Consider the following 20233-nt stretch of genomic DNA (forward strand, 5'->3'; position numbering starts at 1 on the left):
TAAGTTGGCAGCATCACCCTATTTCTCAACGAAAATACGCAACAATTTAATACGTATTGTTTCTACGGAAAATTACCTGGTATGAAACATCTTTAAGCGAGTTTTATTCGGCAAATTACCGATAATCTATTTCATTTGTAACTACAAACACTTACGGAAGTCAGCATTTTCGCACCCTGCAAGGCATAATACGAAGATGGCATCAAATATAAAGAATTGTGACATATAGCAAATTCGCAAGCATGAAAACGGGACATAACTTGCAATACATAGCTATTTGACCGACCTTTGTATGGATTAATTACGAAGCGCAAAAAAAATCTCGTTTTCCAATCCTCACAGTGAAGTGATTAGCTATGTTGATTCCGTCAAAACTAAGTCGACCAGTCCGTCTCGAACACACGGTGGTTCGTGAGCGGCTATTGGCGAAACTTTCAGGCGCGAACAATTATCGTCTGGCGCTGATAACCAGTCCGGCTGGCTATGGAAAGACCACGCTCGTGTCACAATGGGCGGCAGGGATGAGCGATCTCGGTTGGTATTCACTTGATGAAGGTGACAACCAGCAGGAGCGTTTTGCCAGCTACCTGATCGCTGCAATTCAGCAGGCGACGGGCGGCCATTGCGAGGCCAGCGAAAACATGGTGCAAAAGCGCCAGTACGCCAGCCTGAGCTCCCTTTTCTCTCAGCTTTTCATTGAACTCAGCGAATGGCAGCGTCCGCTCTATTTGGTCATTGATGACTACCATCTGATCACCAATCCGGTGATCCACGATGCGATGCGTTTTTTCCTGCGCCACCAGCCGGAGAATCTCACGCTGGTTGTGCTGTCGCGTAACCTACCGCAGCTTGGCATTGCCAACCTGCGCGTGCGCGATCAACTGCTGGAAGTGGGTAGCCAACAGCTCTCTTTCACGCATGCCGAAACCAAACAATTTTTTGACTGCCGCTTAGCCTCGCCGATTGAAGTGGCGGAAAGCAGCCGTTTGTGTGACGACGTCGCCGGCTGGGCCACCGCGCTACAGCTGATTGCGCTGTCTGCCCGTCAACGTAATAACGCCACCCAGCACTCTGCACGTCGTCTGGCGGGAATTAATGCCAGCCACCTGTCTGATTATCTGGTCGATGAAGTCCTCGATAACGTCGATCGGGAGACGCGTAACTTCCTGCTGAAAAGCTCGCTGCTGCGCTCGATGAACGACTCGCTTATCGCCCGCGTCACCGGCGAAGAAAACGGCCAAATGCGCCTCGAAGAGATCGAGCGCCAGGGGCTGTTTCTGCAACGCATGGATAACTCCGGCGAATGGTTCAACTACCATCCGCTGTTTTGCAGCTTCCTGCGTCAGCGCTGCCAGTGGGAACTGGCGGCCGAATTGCCGGAAATTCACCGTGCCGCCGCAGAAAGCTGGATGGCACAAGGTTTCCCAAGCGAAGCCATTCACCACGCGCTGGCCGCGGGTGATCCGAAAATGCTGCGCGACATTCTGCTAAACCACGCGTGGGGACTGTTCCACCACAGCGAACTGACGCTGCTCGAAGAGTCGCTTTCTGCGCTGCCGTGGCAAAGTCTGCTGGAGAACCCGCGCCTGGTGCTGCTACAGGCCTGGCTGATGCAAAGCCAGCACCGCTACAGCGAAGTGAATACCCTGCTGGCCCGCGCCGAGCAGGAAATGACCTCAGAAATGGACGCATCGCTGCATGGTGATTTCAACGCCCTGCGCGCCCAGGTCGCCATCAACGACGGCGATCAGGATGAAGCGGAGCGCCTGTCAACCGTCGCGCTGGAAGAGCTGCCGCTGGCTAATTTCTATAGCCGCATCGTCGCCACCTCGGTACATGGCGAGGTGCTGCACTGCAAAGGGCTACTGAGTCAATCCATCGCGGTGATGCAGCAAACCGAACAAATGGCGCGTCGTCACGATATCTGGCACTACGCGCTGTGGAGCCTTATCCAGCAAAGCGAAATTTTGTTCGCCCAGGGCTTCCTACAGGCCGCGTGGGAATGTCAGGAGAAAGGCTTCCAGCTGATCCGCGAACAGCATCTTGAACAGCTGCCGATGCATGAGTTCCTGCTGCGTATTCGTTCACAGCTACTGTGGGCGTGGGCGCGTCTCGACGAAGCGGAAGCCGCTGCTCGCACCGGCATTGAAGTACTCAGCAGTTTCCAGCCGCAGCAACAGCTTCAGTGTCTGTCCTTGCAGGTTCAGTGCTCGCTGGCGCGTGGCGATCTGGACAACGCTCGCAATCACCTGAATCGTCTCGAGAATTTACTGGGCAACGGCGCGTATCACAGCGACTGGGTCTCCAACGCAGACAAAGTCCGGGTGATTTACTGGCAGATGGTCGGCGACAAAAAGTCCGCCGCCAACTGGCTTCGCCATACCCCGAAACCTGAATTTGCCAATAACCACTTCTTGCAGGGCCAATGGCGCAATATCGCCCGGGTACAGATTTTACTCGGTGAATTTGATTCTGCCGAAATGGTGCTGGAAGAGCTCAACGAAAACGCCCGTTCGCTGCGTCTGATGAGCGATCTCAACCGCAACCTGCTGTTGCTTAATCAGCTGCACTGGCAGTCCGGTAATAAGAACGAAGCCCAGCGTATGCTGCTGGAAGCGCTGCAATTAGCAAACCGCACCGGGTTTATCAGCCACTTCGTGATTGAAGGTGAAGCCATGGCGCAGCAGCTGCGTCAGTTGATCCAACTGAATACGCTGCCGGAGCTTGACCAGCACCGTGCCCAGCGCATTCTGCGCGAAATTAACCAGCATCATCGGCATAAGTTCGCCCACTTCGATGAGAGCTTCGTGGAGCGCTTGCTTAACCACCCGGAAGTACCGGAGCTTATCCGCACCAGCCCTCTCACCCAGCGTGAGTGGCAGGTTTTGGGGCTTATCTATTCCGGCTACAGCAATGAGCAGATTGCCGGCGAACTCGATGTCGCCGCAACCACCATCAAAACGCATATCCGTAACCTGTATCAGAAGCTTGGCGTGGCGCATCGTCAGGATGCGGTACAGCATGCGCAGAAACTGCTGAAGATGATGGGTTACGGAGTCTAGCCGTTACGCCTAACCCGGCTGGCATCCTTACGATGTCAGCCGGGTAAACATCACCCCCTCAAATATTCTCAACACCACCCGCCGCCCAATGAATGACAAAGAGATAGCTGTGTCACAATAGAGAATTAACATAACTACAAAGTGAAAAATTAGAATACTCAGGTTCACCGTCACCTTTTATAAATGATGTCGTATGTTGGCACGTAATAATAAACAGGTGAACCTATGTCGGCATTAACCGGAAAAATCAGTAATAAAGAGAAATTTGGCTTTGGTTTGGGCGATGCCGCAAGCCATATCGTTTTTGATTCTTCAGTTGCTATTCTTGCTTATTTCTATACGAACATTTATGGCTTACCCCCGGCGGTCATGGGGACATTATTTTTAGTCGTCAGGGTATTGGATGCCATTACCGATCCGATTATGGGAGCCATTGCCGATCAGACCAAAAGTCGCTGGGGGCGTTTCCGCCCATGGTTATTAATTATCTGTGTTCCGTTTGCCGTAAGCTGCGTGCTGGTATATTCCACACCAAATTTTGAACAAACAGGGAAAATTGTCTACGCCGTTGTGGCCTATATATTTATGACTCTAATGTATACGGCAATTAATATTCCTTACTGCTCGCTGGGTGCCGCAATTACCGCCGATCCAAAAGAAAACCTGTCTCTGCAGTCCTGGCGTTTTGCCGTTGCGCCAATTGGCGGAGCCATGGGTACCGCGCTTATCCTGCCACTGGCCGATCTCATCGCACCGGGTGACAGAGCCACCGGTATGCAGTGGGCTATGGGCATTTTCGGGGTCATTGGCTGCATTATGTTCCTGATTTGCTTTATGACCACCCGTGAACGAATTACGCCGGTGAAAGAAGAGAATCTGAACATTTTACGCGACGTGCGTATTTTGATGAAAAACGATCAGTGGCGGGTCCTGTCAATATATAACCTGGCTATGCTCTGCGGTGTTGTGGTGCGCGGCAGTCTGCTGGTTTATTTCGTACAATATATTCTTCACCAGGGCAGCAGTATTATTTCCCTGTTTATGCTGGCAACCACCGTTGCCGCCGTCGTGGGCAGCCTGATGGCTAAACAGGTCGGTTCATGGATGTGTAAAATCCGCGCTTCGGTGTGGGTGAACGTCCTCAGCGCTTTATTTGGCTTAGCCTTCCTCGTACTGCCTTCAGATTATTGGATCCCGGCGTTTATCGTCCACATTATCCTCAATATTCTGCAAGGGATTAACGCCCCGCTACAGTGGTCGATGATCACCGATGCCAATAACTACGGGGAATGGAAAACTCAGCGCCGCATTACGGGGATGAACGTGGCGGCCAACATTTTCATTATCAAACTGGGTGTCGCTATCGGCGGCGCGTTGACCGGTTGGGGGCTGGCGTTTTACGGCTATCAAGCGGGCGTTGAACAGCAATCAGCAGAAGCTATCCGTGGGGTGTTAATCCTGTTTACGGTACTGCCGGCTATCTTCTACCTGATTACTGCAGTTTCTATCCGCTACTATCGCCTGACTGAAGACCGCATGAACGCTATCGTGGCCGATCTGAGCGAAGGAAGATTCCAGCAGCAGATGTCATAAAGCCATCATCGCCTCCTCGGGAGGCGCAACAAAAAGGGCGCTTCGTAAGCGCCCTTTCTTTTAGCACAGCTCCAGCTGCACCTCATTTTCAGCAATCACCTGCATCACGCCCGGCGGCGGAAGAACGTCGGTATACACCGCGTCCACCATGCTGATACTGCCCATATTCACCATCGCGTTACGGCCAAACTTCGAATGGTCGACAACCAGAATCACGTGACGAGAATTGTCGATAATCGCGCGCTTGGTGCGCACCTCATGATAATCAAACTCCAGCAGCGAACCGTCGCTGTCGATACCGCTGATCCCCAGAATTCCGTAGTCGAGGCGGAACTGAGAAATGAAGTCCAGCGTCGCCTCGCCAATGATGCCGCCATCCCGACTACGCAGCTCGCCGCCCGCCAGAATAATGCGGAAATCGTCTTTCACCATCAGCGTGTTGGCGACATTGAGGTTGTTGGTCACGATACGCAAATCGCTGTGATTCAACAGCGCATGCGCCACCGCTTCCGGCGTGGTGCCGATATCAATAAACAGCGCAGAACCATTTGGGATCTGGCTGGCAACCTTGTGGGCAATCCGCTCTTTTTCAGCCGTTTGCGTCGCCTTACGGTCGTGCCACGGCGTGTTCACCGAGCTCGATGGCAGCGCAGCCCCGCCGTGATGACGCAGGATTTTTTTCTGATCAGCAAGGTCGTTCAAATCGCGGCGAATCGTCTGCGGGCTGACGGAGAAATGTTCCACCAGCTCTTCCGTGCTGACGTAACCCTGTAGTTTTACCAGCTCGATTATCGCGTCATGACGTTGTGTTTGTTTCATGATGAATCCCTGGAAAATTATGCTCGTTTTCGCACATTCTGCGTATCGACGAAGGCCATTGCCAGCCCAATCACCAGCCCGGTGATGTGTGCGCCGTTCGCAATCGACATGCCAAATACATTAAACCATCCGGCCACCAGCCAAATCAGCGAGAACATCATCAACCCGCGCGGCAGGAAAATACCGCTTTGCGGGTCGCGCTCACCGCGCAGCCAGGCATAGCCCATCAAGGCATAAACCACGCCGGATAGACCACCAAACCACGGGCCGCTGAACTGATGCTGCATAAAGCCGCTCAGCAGTGCACTGATTAAGGTAATCACCACCAGCTTACCGCTACCGATGCGCTTTTCTACCGCACCGCCGAGGTACCACCACCATAGCAGGTTGAAGAGGATATGAATGAAGGAGAAATGCATTAAAGCATGAGTAAAGTAGCGCCAGGCCTCAAATTTCAGCGAATCATCGTACGGCCAGGCCAGCATCAGCATCACCGGCTGCGAGCCCACCACGCTCATCAGAATAAACACCAGGATGCAGGCCGCCATGACGCTCATCGTCACCGGGCCCGCTCCGGCTTTCAGGGTTGCCAGGAATGGGAAACGACGATAGTGCAGGCCACTATTGGTTTGCCCGGACTGCCAGCTCGCCGCCAGATAGCGCGGGTCGGCCGGGTTATCGAGGAATTGTTCCAGCTCTGCGCGAACGCGTGCCTCCTGCGAGGCATCGGAAAGCCAGATATCGCTACGCTCATGCTGCTGGATAGTCAGAATAACGCCCTGCGTCGCCATATAGTCCACAAAGGCCTGGGCCACGCGAGGGTTGGTAAAAGAGGTGATCATCAACATACAGCAGGTCGCTTCTATTCCACACAAAAGAGGACAGTATATACCCAAACCCTGACGGATAGGTTGCAACGCGACACTATCACCGCCCATTAGCAGGCGGTATTGAGGGTAAAAATCGCTACGGCAAACGCGCGGTGGTTAAAATACCGCGTGTTCGACCTCTGCCGGGAAGTGGCGATGCCAGGCATCAAAGCCGCCGTCCACGCTGTAAACCTGGTCATAACCCTGCTGAAGCAGGTACTGCGCCGCGCCTTTACTGCTGTTGCCGTGATAGCACATCACCATAACCGGCGTTTCAAAGTCGTTATCGCGCATAAACGCGCCCAGCGTGTCGTTCGTCAGATGAAACGCGCCCGGCGTATGGCCAACGGCATAGCTCTGCGGGTCACGAATATCCACCAGCACGGCCGCTTTCTGCTGCAGCTTCTGGTGCGCCTGTTCTACGTTAATACATTCAAACTGATCCATGGTGCTCTCTTATCATTATGGCAGGTGTCTTGCTGACGACATTTTACCGCCAAGTGTACGTCGTCACGCCACGTAAACGCCAATATGTTATGCACATCACTCTAAAATGTTTTTTCTATGTTACCAAAAGCGCGTTTACTTGCTATTATGAGCGATAACGAACATTGATGAGCTATAACGAAAGTCCTTGAGGTAGCAATAATGGAAACCAAAGATCTGATTGTGATAGGTGGCGGCATCAACGGCGCAGGCATTGCGACTGACGCGGCGGGACGTGGTCTATCCGTGCTGATGCTGGAAGCCAGAGATCTAGCGTGTGCCACATCCAGCGCCAGCTCAAAGCTTATCCACGGCGGTCTACGCTACCTTGAGCACTATGAATTCCGTCTGGTCAGCGAAGCGCTAGCCGAGCGTGAAGTACTGCTGAAAATGGCCCCGCACATCGCCATTCCGATGCGTTTTCGCCTGCCGCACCGTCCGCATCTGCGCCCGGCGTGGATGATCCGTACCGGCCTGTTTATGTACGATCATCTGGGTAAGCGCACCAGCCTGCCCGCCTCTACCGGTGTGCGTTTTGGCGCAGAATCGGTCCTGAAGCCGGAAATCGTGCGCGGTTTCGAATATTCCGACTGCTGGGTAGACGATGCCCGCCTGGTGTTAGCCAACGCGCAAATGGTGGTACAGAAAGGCGGTGAAGTTCGCACGCGTACGCGCGCCATCTCCGCCAAACGCGAAAACGGTCTGTGGATTGTAGAAGCCGAAGATATCGACAGCGGAGAGCGCTTCTGCTGGCAGGCTCGCGGTCTGGTCAACGCTACCGGCCCGTGGGTGAAACAGTTCTTTGATGATGGCATGCAGCTGCCGTCACCGTACGGTATTCGCCTGATTAAAGGCAGCCACATTGTGGTGCCGCGCGTACACACGCAAAAACAGGCCTACATTCTGCAAAACGAAGACAAGCGCATCGTGTTTGTGATCCCGTGGATGGATGAGTTCTCCATCATCGGCACCACCGACGTCGAATACCAGGGCGATCCGAAGAACGTTGAGATCGATGAAAGCGAGATTAACTACCTGCTGAAGGTTTACAACGGCCACTTTAAAAAGCAGCTCGCCCGCGAAGATATCGTCTGGACATACTCGGGCGTACGCCCACTGTGCGACGATGAATCCGACTCACCGCAGGCCATCACCCGCGACTATACGCTGGATATTCATGATGACCACGGCAAAGCACCGCTGCTGTCGGTATTCGGCGGCAAGCTCACCACCTACCGTAAGCTGGCAGAACACGCGCTGGAGAAACTGGCACCGTACTATCACGGCATCGGACCGGCGTGGACCAAAGGCGCGGTCCTGCCCGGCGGTGAGATTGGCAGCGATCGCGATGACTACGCCGCGAAGCTACGTCGCCGCTATCCGTTCATCACCGAATCGCTGGCGCGCCACTATGCCCGCACCTACGGTAGCAACAGCGAACTGATTATCGGCGATGCGCGCGATGTTGCCGGGCTGGGGGAAGATTTCGGCCATGAGTTTTATGAAGCCGAGCTGCGCTATCTGGTGCAACACGAATGGGTGCGTCGTCTGGACGATGCCATCTGGCGTCGTACCAAGCAGGGTATGTGGCTGAACGCCGAACAGCAGTCACGTATCAGCGAATGGCTGGTGAAAACGCTGGGAAAGCCTGAGCTGTCGCTGGCGTCTTAATGACGTAATTTGATGATAAAAAAACGGGGCCAAATGGCCCCGTTGCTATTTACAGCTTCACCGGCTCAATATGCCAGATGTTCTCGGCATACTCCTGAATCGTACGGTCCGAGGAGAAGTAGCCCATATTGGCGATGTTATGCATCGCTTTGTTGGTCCACTGCTCCGGCTCGCGGTACAGTTCATCCACCTTATCCTGGCAGTCCACATAGCTGCGGAAGTCGGCCAGCACCTGATAGTGGTCGCCAAAGTTAATCAGAGAATCCACCAAATCACGGTAGCGTCCCGGTTCGTTCGGACTAAACGCACCGGTGGCGATTTGCGTCAGCACCTGGCGCAGCTCGGCATCCTGCTCGTAGTAATCACGCGGGCTGTAGCCCTTACGACGCAGCGCTTCCACCTCCTCGGCGGTATTACCGAAGATAAAGAAGTTTTCCGCCCCGACGTGCTCCTGCATCTCGACGTTAGCGCCGTCCAGCGTACCAATCGTTAACGCCCCGTTGAGCGCAAACTTCATGTTACTGGTCCCGGACGCTTCGGTCCCCGCCAGCGAGATCTGTTCAGAAAGATCCGCCGCCGGGATGATCATCTGCGCCAGGCTCACGCTGTAGTTCGGGATAAAGACCACTTTCAGCTTGTCACCAATCTGCGGATCGTTATTGATAACGTTCGCCACATCGTTGATCAGATGAATAATATGCTTCGCCATGTAGTAGGCCGATGCGGCTTTACCAGCGAAGATATTGACCCTTGGCACCCAACTCTCGCTCGGATCGGCCTTAATGCGGTTATAGCGAGCAATCACGTGCAGCACATTCATCAGCTGACGTTTGTACTCGTGGATACGCTTTATCTGCACGTCGAACAGCGCCGTTGGGTTCACCACCACGTTCAGATTCTGGGCAATAAAGTTCGCGAGGCGCTTTTTATTTTCCAGCTTGGCGTGATGCACTGCCTGATTAACCTTCGGATAATCAATATGCTGCTCCAGCTCGCTGAGCTGGCTGAGATCGGAGCGCCAGGTCTGGCCGATATTCTCGTCCAGCACGTTGGAGAGCGCCGGGTTCGCCAGCGCCAGCCAGCGACGCGGCGTCACGCCGTTAGTGACGTTGGTAAAGCGCATCGGGAAGATAGCGGCAAAGTCGGCAAACAGCGACTGCACCATCAAATTGGAGTGCAGCTCGGAAACGCCGTTCACCCTTTTACTCACCACTACCGCCAGCCACGCCATACGCACGCGACGGCCATTCGACTCGTCGATGATAGAAGTACGGCTCAGCAGGCCGGTATCATTCGGATACTGCTCCTGCAGCGTCTTCAGGAAGTAGTCGTTAATCTCGAAGATAATCTGCAGGTGGCGCGGCAGGATTTTACCCAACATATCGACCGGCCAGGTCTCCAGCGCTTCACTCATCAACGTGTGGTTGGTGTAGGAGAAGACCTGACAAGCCACTGAGAAGGCCTCGTCCCAGCTAAACTTATGCTCATCAATCAGCAGGCGCATCAGCTCTGGAATCGACAGCACCGGGTGGGTGTCATTCAGGTGGATGGCTATTTTGTCCGCCAGGTTGGCATAGGTTTTATGCAACATGTAGTGGCGGCTTAAAATATCCTGCACCGTCGCCGATACCAGGAAGTACTCCTGACGCAGACGCAGTTCACGCCCGGAATAGGTCGAGTCGTCCGGATAAAGAACCCGCGACACGTTTTCCGAGTGGTTTTTATCTTCTACCGCGGCGAAGTAGTCGCCTTGGTTAAATTTACCGAGGTTGATTTCGCTACTGGCCTGCGCGTTCCACAAACGCAGCGTGTTGGTGGCGTCGGTGTCATAGCCCGGGATAATTTGATCGTAAGCAACCGCAAGGATCTCTTCCGTCTCCAGCCAGCGGCTGGTTTTCCCTTCCATCTGCACGCGGCCACCGAAGCGCACTTTGTAGCGCGTATTGTGGCGCGGGAATTCCCACGGGTTGCCGTATTCCAGCCAGTAATCTGGCGACTCTTTTTGACGGCCATCGACGATGTTTTGTTTGAACATGCCGTAGTCATAGCGGATACCGTAGCCGCGCCCCGGCAGCGCCAGGGTCGCCAGCGAGTCGAGGAAACAGGCCGCTAAGCGCCCTAAGCCGCCGTTACCCAGCCCGGGGTCATTCTCTTCGTCGATCAGCTCTTCCAGATCTAACCCCATCTCTTCCAGCGCGTTTTTGACATCTTCATACAAACCTAAAGATAACAGCGCGTTGGAGAGCGTGCGGCCAATCAAAAATTCCATCGACAGGTAGTAGACCTGCCGGGTTTCCTGGGAAAGCTGGGCGCGGTTGGAGCGCAACCAGCGCTCGACCAGGCGATCGCGCACGGCAAACAGCGTGGCGTTCAGCCATTCATGCTTGTTGGCGATAGCCGGATCTTTCCCAATGATAAACATCAGCTTATAGGCAATAGAATGCTTCAGTGCCTCAACGCTGAGGGTCGGTGATGCATAGGAAAATGGTGCATTCATAACTAAGATCCCCGTAGTTAGATCAGGCGTTGATAAAGCTCACGATAAGAGTGCGCAGCAACCTGCCAGCTGAAATCCATATTCATCGCCTGGCGCTGAACGTAGCGCCAGAGCGAAGGACGAGACCATAATACGAAAGCACGACGAATGGCTCGTAGCAGCGACCAGGCGTTGCTGTCCTCGAAAACAAAACCGCTGGCAATGCCATCGGCGAGGTTTTCCAGCGAGCTGTCCGCAACGGTATCTGCCAGGCCACCGGTACGGCGAACCAGCGGCAGCGTGCCGTATTTCAAGCCATACAGCTGCGTTAAGCCGCAAGGCTCAAAGCGGCTCGGCACCAGGATAACGTCGGCACCGCCGATAATGCGGTGCGAGAACGCTTCGTGATAGCCAATTTGTACGCCTACCTGCCCCGGATGTTCGGCGGCAGCGGCGAGGAAACCTTGTTGCAGAACCGGATCGCCCGCGCCCAACAGCGCCAGTTGGCCGCCCTGTTCAAGCAGGCCCGGCAGCGCCTCCAGCACCAGATCTAAACCTTTCTGGCTGGTCAGACGGCTGACCACCGCAAACAGCGGCGCGGTATCGCTCACCTTCAGCCCCATCGCCACCTGCAGCTGGCGTTTGTTCTCCGCCTTCTTCTCCAGCGTATCGCGGCTGTAGCTGGCGGGCAGCAGCAGATCCTTTTCCGGGCTCCAGACGTTGTCATCCACGCCGTTTAAGATCCCCGACAGGCGCCCTTCCCGATGGCGCTGGCGCAGCAGCCCTTCCATCCCGTAGGCAAACTGCGGTTCGGTAATTTCCCGCGCATAGGTTGGGCTCACCGCCGTAATGTGATCGGCGTAGTAAAGCCCGGCTTTCAGGAATGAAATTTGTCCATGGAACTCCAGCCCGTGCATGTTGAAGAATTCGCCCGGCAGCTGGATCTCATCCATATGGTGGCTATAGAACAGCCCCTGATACGCCAGATTGTGGACGGTAAAGACCGACTTCGCCGGGCGACCGCGGGCCGCCAGGTAAGCGGGAGCCAGCCCCGCGTGCCAGTCGTGGGCATGCACCACATCCGGACGCCAGAATGGATCTAATCCACAGGCCATTTCACTGCCCACCCAGCCTAGCAGCGCGAAGCGCTTCACGTTATCGGGATAAGCGTTCAGATTGGTGTCGTGATACGGACTCCCTGGGCGATCGTAGAGATGCGGCGCATCAATCAGATAGATGCCGACCCCGTTGTAGTGGCCGAACAGCAGCGTAATGCGCCCGGCGAAAGTCTCGCGGCGGGCGACCACTTTGGCATCCGGGATCCCGCGACGGATGTCGGGGAACGCCGGTAGCAGTACGCGTGCATCGGTGCCTTCAGCAATTTGTGCTGCCGGTAGCGCGCCGATAACATCCGCAAGGCCGCCCGTTTTTAACAACGGGAACATCTCTGAACAAACATGTAGAACCTGCATCATCGCTCCTGTTTATACCCCAACTGCCGCAGCATCTCGCGCGTGACCAGCACGATCCCTTCTTCTGAACGGTAGAATCGACGCGTATCTTCTTCCACGTCTTCACCGATAACCATGCCTTCCGGGATCACGCAGGCCCTGTCGATAACGCAGCGGCGCAGGCGCGAGGAACGTCCAACCCAGACGTCTGGCAATAAGACTGCCGAATCAATGTTACAGAATGAATTCACACGTACGTGGGGGAACAGCACCGACTGCACCACCACCGAGCCTGAAATAATACAACCGCCGGACACCAGCGAGTTCAGCGTCATCCCGTGGCTGCCGGAGCGGTCCTGGACAAATTTCGCCGGTGGCAGAGACTCCATGTGCGTACGGATAGGCCAGTGCTGGTCGTACATATCCAGCTCAGGGGTCACGGACGCCAGATCGAGGTTCGCTTTCCAATAGGCTTCCAGCGTCCCCACGTCGCGCCAGTACGGTTCCGCATGCGGATCGGACTGTACGCAGGACAGCGGGAATGGATGTGCATAAGCCGCGCCAGCTTTGGTGATTTTAGGAATTAAATCTTTGCCGAAATCGTGGCTGGAGTTTTCATCGCTATCATCCTGCTCCAGCAGTTCATAAAGGTAATCGGCATCAAAGACATAGATACCCATGCTGGCGAGGGATTTGGTTGGATCACCCGGCATCGCCGGTGGATTTGTCGGTTTTTCCACGAAGTCGATAATCTTTTCGTTCTCATCGACCGCCATGACGCCAAATGCCGGTGCCTCTTCAATGGGCACCGGAATGCACGCCACGGTGCAGCGCGCGCCTTTTTCGACGTGGTCGATAAGCATGCGCGAGTAATCTTGCTTGTAGATATGGTCGCCAGCCAGGATGACCACATACTCCGCTTTATAACGGCGGATAATATCGAGGTTCTGGGTCACCGCATCGGCGGTACCGCGATACCAGTTTTCACCGTGCATTCGCTGCTGCGCGGGCAGCAGATCGACGAATTCGTTCATCTCTTCGCTAAACAGAGACCAGCCGCGCTGAATGTGCTGTACCAGGGTATGCGATTGATATTGAGTGATAACGCCGATCCGTCGGATCCCAGAATTCAGACAGTTTGATAGCGCAAAGTCGATAATGCGGAATTTCCCGCCGAAATGGACCGCCGGTTTTGCCCGTTTATTGGTGAGATCCTTAAGCCGCGAACCGCGTCCGCCTGCCAGAATCAGGGCGACGGATTTAATAGGTAACTGGCGAGCCAGCATTAAGGGATCGTTTTTTTCTAGCCTAACCATGATTAACTCCTTTTGTTGCTCGTCCTTCCGGGTAATAGGGTTTCCCAGCGATACCGCCGGGTTCCGGGTAATTCAGAGACTATGACCTTTGAAATACGCACACTCCGTGCGCGGGCCCATGCCAGACATCCATGATCGCCGGGTTAGCATCCCCGGCGAAGGGGGAAACGGCGCGCCATTCCCCCACGGGTAACGTTAGACTTGCCACGTCTTGTGTTGCATTTATCGTCATCAGCCACTGATGGGAAAGCAGGATTTGCATCTGATGCACGCCGTGCTGCCACTCATCTGCGCTGAGCGGCTGTCCATCCCGATTGAGCCACTGCACGTTGCCGTCGCCCTCCTGCCACCACTCATCGCGGGTTAAGGCCGGGATCTGCTGTCGCAGGTGAATTAAGGCGGCGGTAAACTCCGTCAGCCCATCATCCGCGTTTTCCCAATCAAGCCAGGTCAAAGCATTGTCCTGGCAGTAGGCATTGTTATTCCCCTGCTGGCTGTGGCCGTGTTCATCCCCGGCCAGCAGCATTGGCGTCCCCTGCGATAACAGCATCGTGGTCAGCAGCGCCTGAACGCTGGCCTGCCGACGCGCCATCACCTCAGGATCCGCGTCTAATCCTTCTATACCATGATTATTGCTATGGTTATTGCTCGTGCCGTCGCGGTTTTCTTCCCCGTTCGCCTCATTGTGCTTTTCGTTAAAACTGACACAATCGCGCAGCGTGAAACCGTCGTGCGCCGTCACCAGATTGATAGCCGCGCTGGGGCGGCGATCCTGGTGCTGAAAAACATCACTTGAGGCGGCGAAACGTTGGGCAAACTCACCCAGCGAAAGCGACTCCTCAAGCCAAAAACGACGCACCGCATCGCGGAAATGGTCGTTCCACTCGCGAAACGGTGGTGGGAAATTCCCCACCTGATAGCCGCCGTCGCCAATATCCCACGGCTCCGCAATCAGCTTCACCTCAGAGAGCACCGGGTCTTGATGAATGGCGTTAAACAGCGGCGCATCCTGGCGATAGCCCGGCGTCCGGCCCATCACCGACGCTAAATCAAAGCGAAAACCATCAACATGGCACACGTCGACCCAGAACCGCAGGCACTGGCGGGCATATTCCACGACGCCCGGATGGCTGAGATTTAGCGTGTTACCGCAGCCGGTCCAGTTGTGATAGTCGCCGTCGTCTCTTAACCAATAATAGCTACGGTTATCGATCCCTCGCAGCGAGAAGGTCTGACAGTTGAGATCCAACTCGGCGCTGTGGTTTAACACCACGTCGAGGATCACCTCGATGCCGGCTTTATGCAGCGCTTTCACCGCATCGCGAAACTCATCCAGCGCCCGTTCAGGCTGGCAGGCATAACGCGGCGCCAGCGCAAACATCGCCAGCGGGTTGTAGCCCCAGTAATTTTTCAGGCACATCTCCTGCAGGCGCGGCTCGTTGGCAAAATGCGCCACCGGCAGCAGCTCCAGCGCGCTGATCCCCAATCGCTTGAAATACGCAATCATCAGCGGATGGCTCAGCGCCTTATAGGTGCCGCGAATCGCTTCCGGCAATCCCGGATGGAGATAGGTCAGCCCTTTCACGTGCGCTTCGTAGATAACGGTTTTGCCCCACGGCGTGCGCGGTGCCGCGTCGTCCTGCCAGTCGTAGGTCAGATCTACGACTACTGATTTCGGCGCAATCTCCGCAGTATCGCGGCTGTCCGGCGCATCGAAGCCGCCATGAAAGCGCGGATCGTCGTTCGGATCGCCTTCCGCGCGGAAACAGCACGGATCGAGCAGCAGCTTTGCCGGGTTAAAGCGGTGGCCCTGCTGCGGATCCCACGGGCCATGCACCCGATAACCGTAGCGCAAACCGGGACGCGCCTGCGGCAAATAGCCGTGCCAGATATCGCCGCTGCGCGCGGGTAAGTCATAGCGCAACTCGTTGCCCTGCGCGTCAAACACGCAGAGCTCTACCCGCTGCGCGTGCGCTGAAAAGAGGGTGAAGTTCACGCCCTCGCCGTCGAAGCTGGCGCCCAGCGGCGCGGGTTTCCCTGCTGCGAGCTGGCCCATTATCAATCCCCTTCCCGTACCAACCAGAGAGTCGACAGCGGCGGCAGCGTCAGGCTCAGCGACTGTGCGCGACCGTGGCTTTCAATCATGTCGCTACGCACTTCGCCACCGTTGCCGGCGTTGCTGCCGTGGTAGTGCCCGGAGTCGGTGTTGAGCACTTCGCGCCAGCGGCCCGGCTGATTGATCCCAAAGCGATAATCATGGCGTGGGACCGGCGTAAAGTTGCTGACCACGATGATTTCGTTGCCCTCTTTGTCGCGGCGGACAAAGGCAAACACCGAGCGGGCGCTATCATCAACCACCAGCCATTCAAAACCGTACGGATCGAAGTCCAGCTCGTGCATGGCTTTATGGTGGCGATAGGTCAGGTTGAGGTCGCGTACCAGACGCTGAACCCCGTTATGCCAGTTATCGCCGCCCTCCAGCAGATGCCAGTCGAGGCTGCCGTCAAAGTTCCACTCGCGGCCCTGGGCAAACTCATCGCCCATAAACAGCAGCTTTTTCCCCGGGAAGGCAAACATCCAGCCGTAGTAGGCGCGCAGGTTGGCAAATTTCTGCCACGCATCGCCCGGCATACGGTCCAGAATCGATTTCTTACCGTGAACCACTTCGTCATGCGACAGCGGCAACACGAAGTTCTCCGTGTGGTTGTACAGCATGCCGAAGGTCATTTTGTCGTGATGGTACTGACGGTGAACCGGGTCGAGCTTCATGTAGTCCAGGGTGTCGTGCATCCAGCCCAGGTTCCACTTAAACCAAAAGCCCAGGCCGCCCATATCCGCAGGGCGCGACACACCGGCAAAGTCCGTTGACTCTTCCGCCATCGTTACCGCACCCGGCACCTGCTCGCCCAGCACCCGGTTGGTATTACGGAGGAATTCGATAGCCTCGAGGTTTTCGCGCCCGCCGAATTCGTTCGGAATCCACTCCCCCTCTTTACGAGAGTAGTCGCGGTAAATCATCGATGCCACAGCATCCACGCGCAGCGCGTCAATGCCAAAGCGCTCCACCCAATACAGGGCATTACTGACCAGGAAGTTACTCACTTCGCGGCGGCCGTAGTTATAAATCAGGGTATTCCAGTCCTGGTGGTAGCCTTCGCGCGGATCGCTGTGCTCGTACAGGTTGGTGCCGTCAAATTCAGCCAGCGCGAAATCATCCGACGGGAAGTGACCGGGCACCCAGTCGAGAATGATGTTCAAACCAGCGGCGTGTGCGGCATTGATGAAATAGCGGAAATCTTCGCGGGTACCGAAGCGGCGGGTCGGCGCGAACAGACCCGTTGGCTGATAGCCCCAACTGCCATCGAACGGATGCTCGTTAATCGGCAGCAGTTCCAGATGGGTAAAGCCCATCCATTTAGCGTACGGCACCAGCTCGTCGGCCAGCTCGCGATAGCTCAGCCAGAAGTTGTTGTCGGTATGACGACGCCAGGAACCCAGATGCACTTCGTAGATAGAGATAGGCGCATCAAACTGGTTGGCTTTTTTGCGTTCTTCGCTCTGTTCAACCTTAGGCGGCAGGCCGCAAATCAACGAGGCCGTGTCCGGGCGCATTTGCGCTTCAAAGGCGTACGGGTCAGCCTTCACCCGCAGCGCACCGTTGGCGTCGATCATCTCGAATTTATACAACTGACCGTTGTGCGCACCGGGAATAAACAGCTCCCAGATCCCTGATTCCCGACGCAGGCGCATCGGATGGCGGCGACCATCCCAGTAGTTGAACTGACCCACCACGGAGACCCGACGCGCGTTGGGTGCCCAGACGGCAAAGCGCGTCCCGGTTACGCCGTCCATAGTATCCGCATGCGCGCCCAGCGTTTCATATGGGCGTAAATGGGTCCCTTCAGACAGCAGCCATGCGTCCATTTCCTGGAGCAATGGGCCAAAACTGTAGGGATCGTCAATCAGGTTCTGCTGGCCATGCCAGACAACAGCTAATTGATAACGGAAGAAATTTTTACGTCGCGGCAGAATGCCACAAAAGAAACCTCGTGCGTCTACGCACTCCAGTTTGCCAACTTTATGTCCGGTTTTAGGTTCAATCACCCAAACGTCGGTCGCGTCGGGCAGCAATGCCCGGACTTCCAGTCCCGATTCCGTTCGGTGCATCCCTAATACGGAGAAAGGATCCGCAAAATGGCCTGCAATTAGCGCGTTAATCACGTCTCTATCAATACGATCGGACATGTTTCATTATCCTTTGTTTTTGTATCGCCTCAATCCAATGTAAATGGCGACATTTGTGACCCGAACGGTGCAGCACAAAGAAGAGTGCTTTCTCAGCTCCATTCAACCTTCAGTCAAGGCGATAGACCCTGATTAAAGCATAGCCAACGCTTTACCTGACTCCTGATAGAAAATTAAACATATCTGCGTTTTACTCCTTGTATTACGCAAAAAAAAGGGGTGAATCGCCACCCCTCATCAATGAACAAATGTTTACGCCAGCTGGCGCAACATGCGGCGCAGCGGCTCGGCGGCGCCCCACAGAAGCTGGTCGCCGACGGTGAAGGCAGACAGATACTCCGGCCCCATGTTCAGCTTACGCAGACGCCCAACTGGCGTAGTCAGCGTACCGGTGACGGCCGCAGGGGTTAACTCACGCATGGTGATTTCACGGTCGTTTGGAATCACTTTCGCCCACGGGTTATGCGCCGCCAGCAATTCCTCTACAGAGCTTATGGAAATATCTTTTTTCAATTTCAGGGTGAATGCCTGGCTGTGGCAACGCAGCGCGCCGACGCGCACGCACAGGCCATCAACCGGGATAACCGAGGAGGTCGCAAGAATTTTGTTGGTCTCAGCCTGGCCTTTCCACTCTTCGCGGCTCTGGCCGTTATCGAGCTGTTTGTCGATCCACGGAATCAGGCTGCCTGCCAGCGGAACGCCAAAGTTATCTACCGCCAGGTCACCACTACGGGTCAGGGTAGTCACTTTACGTTCGATCTCGAGGATGGCGGAAGCCGGGTCTGCCAGCTCGCTGGCGACGTGTTGATGCAGTTGGCCCATCTGGGTCAGCAGTTCACGCATATGACGCGCGCCGCCGCCGGAAGCGGCCTGATAGGTGGCGACAGAAGCCCACTCAACCAGGTCATTGGCGAACAGACCGCCCAGAGACATCAGCATCAGGCTGACGGTACAGTTGCCGCCGACAAAGGTTTTCACGCCGTTGTTCAGACCGTCGGTGATCACCTGCTGGTTAACCGGGTCGAGAATGATAATGGCGTCATCTTTCATGCGCAGCGAAGAGGCCGCGTCAATCCAGTAGCCCTGCCAGCCGCTTTCACGAAGCTTCGGATAGATTTCGTTGGTATAATCTCCGCCCTGACAGGTGACGATAATGTCGAGCGCCTTCAGCGCTTCAAGATCGAAAGCATCCTGAAGCGTACCTCCAGTGCTGCCGCCAAACGTTGGCGCAGCTTGGCCTAACTGAGAGGTAGAGAAGAAGACCGGGCGAATGGCGTCAAAATCGCGCTCTTCCACCATGCGTTGCATGAGTACAGAGCCGACCATCCCGCGCCAGCCGATAAAACCAACATTTTTCATAGCGTATTTTCCTGCAGATATGTGTGCTGTTTATGCTTGCCAGTCCCACTGGCCATCCCATCACATTACAAAAAGCAGCTAAAGTCGCAAGTGAAATTAATCAATGATTGCAGAGCAATCAGAAATGCAACTTATTCCCCCGACCCTGGGGGCCACATTTACCCTCGTCAGAATCCATGGCTTGGGTGATGCGTAAAGCAGAAAGTCCTTAACGATTATCAGGGAATATGAGTGATGAGTGAAATCTTTTCCGCCGCAGTTTTATTGATCCTGATTATGGATCCACTGGGAAACTTACCCATTTTTATGTCGGTGCTAAAACACACGGAGCCCAAGCGCCGCAAGGCGATCATGATACGTGAGCTTTTAATCGCACTGCTGATAATGCTCATTTTCTTGTTCGCCGGTGAAAAAATTCTCGCCTTCCTGAACCTGAGCGCAGAGACCGTTTCTATCTCCGGCGGGATTATTTTGTTCCTGATTGCCATCAAGATGATTTTCCCTAGCGCCGAGGGCGGCAGCAATGGTTTACCCGCGGGTGAAGAGCCATTTATTGTACCGCTGGCGATTCCTCTGGTAGCCGGGCCATCACTGTTAGCGACGCTGATGCTGCTTTCGCACCAGTATCCCAATAACCTGTCGCATCTGGTGATTGCGCTGCTGATTGCCTGGGGCGGTACGGTGGTCATTCTGCTGCAATCGTCGCTATTCCTGCGCCTGCTGGGCGAGAAAGGCGTCAACGCCTTAGAACGTCTGATGGGGTTGATTCTGGTGATGATGGCCACCCAGATGTTCCTGGACGGTATTCGGGCGTGGATGAAAGGATAGCCGTAGAAACAATTCGCCCGGGCGTCACTGACGTGAGCCCGGGCGAAAATTTAGCAAA

Annotated in this window: 13 protein-coding genes; 4 read left to right on the top strand and 9 right to left on the bottom strand. The window is 55.2% G+C overall.

Annotation, left to right across the window (positions count from 1 at the left end; translation table 11 throughout):
* Nucleotides 1-356: 356 nt before the first annotated feature.
* Together malT and LZ634_RS09410 are read left to right on the top strand one after the other, a co-directional pair.
* On the top strand, nucleotides 357-3062 hold the full coding sequence (malT, locus tag LZ634_RS09405) for an HTH-type transcriptional regulator MalT (protein WP_234504315.1): 2706 nt from the start codon (nucleotides 357-359) through the stop codon (nucleotides 3060-3062).
* A gap of 225 nt (nucleotides 3063-3287) precedes the next feature.
* Complete coding sequence (locus LZ634_RS09410) at nucleotides 3288-4655, top strand: glycoside-pentoside-hexuronide (GPH):cation symporter (protein WP_234504318.1); 1368 nt, start codon at nucleotides 3288-3290, stop codon at nucleotides 4653-4655.
* Nucleotides 4656-4715: 60 nt separating this feature from the next.
* Here LZ634_RS09410 and LZ634_RS09415 read toward each other — a convergent pair whose 3' ends face one another.
* The 3 genes from LZ634_RS09415 to glpE form a co-directional block, all read right to left on the bottom strand.
* On the bottom strand, nucleotides 4716-5474 hold the full coding sequence (locus LZ634_RS09415; RefSeq protein WP_234504321.1) for a DeoR/GlpR family transcriptional regulator: 759 nt from the start codon (nucleotides 5472-5474) through the stop codon (nucleotides 4716-4718).
* Nucleotides 5475-5491: 17 nt separating this feature from the next.
* Entirely contained in the window at nucleotides 5492-6322 is an 831-nt protein-coding gene (gene glpG, locus LZ634_RS09420) for a rhomboid family intramembrane serine protease GlpG (RefSeq protein ID WP_234504324.1), read from the bottom strand.
* Nucleotides 6323-6460: 138 nt separating this feature from the next.
* Nucleotides 6461-6790: a thiosulfate sulfurtransferase GlpE gene (gene glpE / locus LZ634_RS09425; protein ID WP_234504327.1), complete on the bottom strand. Its 330-nt coding sequence runs from the start codon at nucleotides 6788-6790 to the stop codon at nucleotides 6461-6463.
* Nucleotides 6791-6991: 201 nt separating this feature from the next.
* On the opposite strand from glpE, the gene glpD reads away from it, so the two are divergent.
* Nucleotides 6992-8500, top strand: coding sequence for a glycerol-3-phosphate dehydrogenase (gene glpD / locus LZ634_RS09430; RefSeq protein WP_234504330.1), 1509 nt, complete (start codon nucleotides 6992-6994; stop codon nucleotides 8498-8500).
* A 49-nt stretch (nucleotides 8501-8549) separates the two neighbouring features.
* Here glpD and glgP read toward each other — a convergent pair whose 3' ends face one another.
* The 6 genes from glgP to asd form a co-directional block, all read right to left on the bottom strand.
* Nucleotides 8550-10997 (bottom strand): glycogen phosphorylase, encoded by a 2448-nt coding sequence (gene glgP, locus LZ634_RS09435; RefSeq protein WP_234504332.1) that lies wholly within the window; start codon nucleotides 10995-10997, stop codon nucleotides 8550-8552.
* A gap of 17 nt (nucleotides 10998-11014) precedes the next feature.
* On the bottom strand, nucleotides 11015-12448 hold the full coding sequence (gene glgA / locus LZ634_RS09440; RefSeq protein WP_234504466.1) for a glycogen synthase GlgA: 1434 nt from the start codon (nucleotides 12446-12448) through the stop codon (nucleotides 11015-11017).
* Nucleotides 12448-13743, bottom strand: a complete 1296-nt coding sequence (glgC, locus tag LZ634_RS09445; RefSeq protein ID WP_234504336.1) for a glucose-1-phosphate adenylyltransferase — start codon at nucleotides 13741-13743, stop codon at nucleotides 12448-12450. Before glgC ends, glgA begins: the two co-directional genes overlap by 1 nt.
* Nucleotides 13744-13822: 79 nt before the next feature.
* Nucleotides 13823-15799, bottom strand: a complete 1977-nt coding sequence (gene glgX / locus LZ634_RS09450; RefSeq protein WP_234504338.1) for a glycogen debranching protein GlgX — start codon at nucleotides 15797-15799, stop codon at nucleotides 13823-13825.
* A gap of 2 nt (nucleotides 15800-15801) precedes the next feature.
* Nucleotides 15802-17988: a 1,4-alpha-glucan branching enzyme gene (gene glgB / locus LZ634_RS09455; protein ID WP_234504341.1), complete on the bottom strand. Its 2187-nt coding sequence runs from the start codon at nucleotides 17986-17988 to the stop codon at nucleotides 15802-15804.
* Nucleotides 17989-18240: 252 nt separating this feature from the next.
* The gene (asd, locus tag LZ634_RS09460; RefSeq protein ID WP_234504344.1) at nucleotides 18241-19347 is read right to left on the bottom strand and encodes an aspartate-semialdehyde dehydrogenase; all 1107 of its coding nucleotides are present in this window, start codon (nucleotides 19345-19347) and stop codon (nucleotides 18241-18243) included.
* A gap of 234 nt (nucleotides 19348-19581) precedes the next feature.
* Here asd and LZ634_RS09465 point away from each other — a divergent pair, with 234 nt between their 5' ends.
* Nucleotides 19582-20175, top strand: coding sequence for a YhgN family NAAT transporter (locus LZ634_RS09465; protein ID WP_052282856.1), 594 nt, complete (start codon nucleotides 19582-19584; stop codon nucleotides 20173-20175).
* Nucleotides 20176-20233: the final 58 nt, after the last annotated feature.

Origin of the sequence: Kluyvera intermedia (assembly GCF_021440345.1) — a bacterium.
Taxonomy (GTDB): Bacteria; Pseudomonadota; Gammaproteobacteria; order Enterobacterales; family Enterobacteriaceae; genus Kluyvera; species Kluyvera intermedia_A.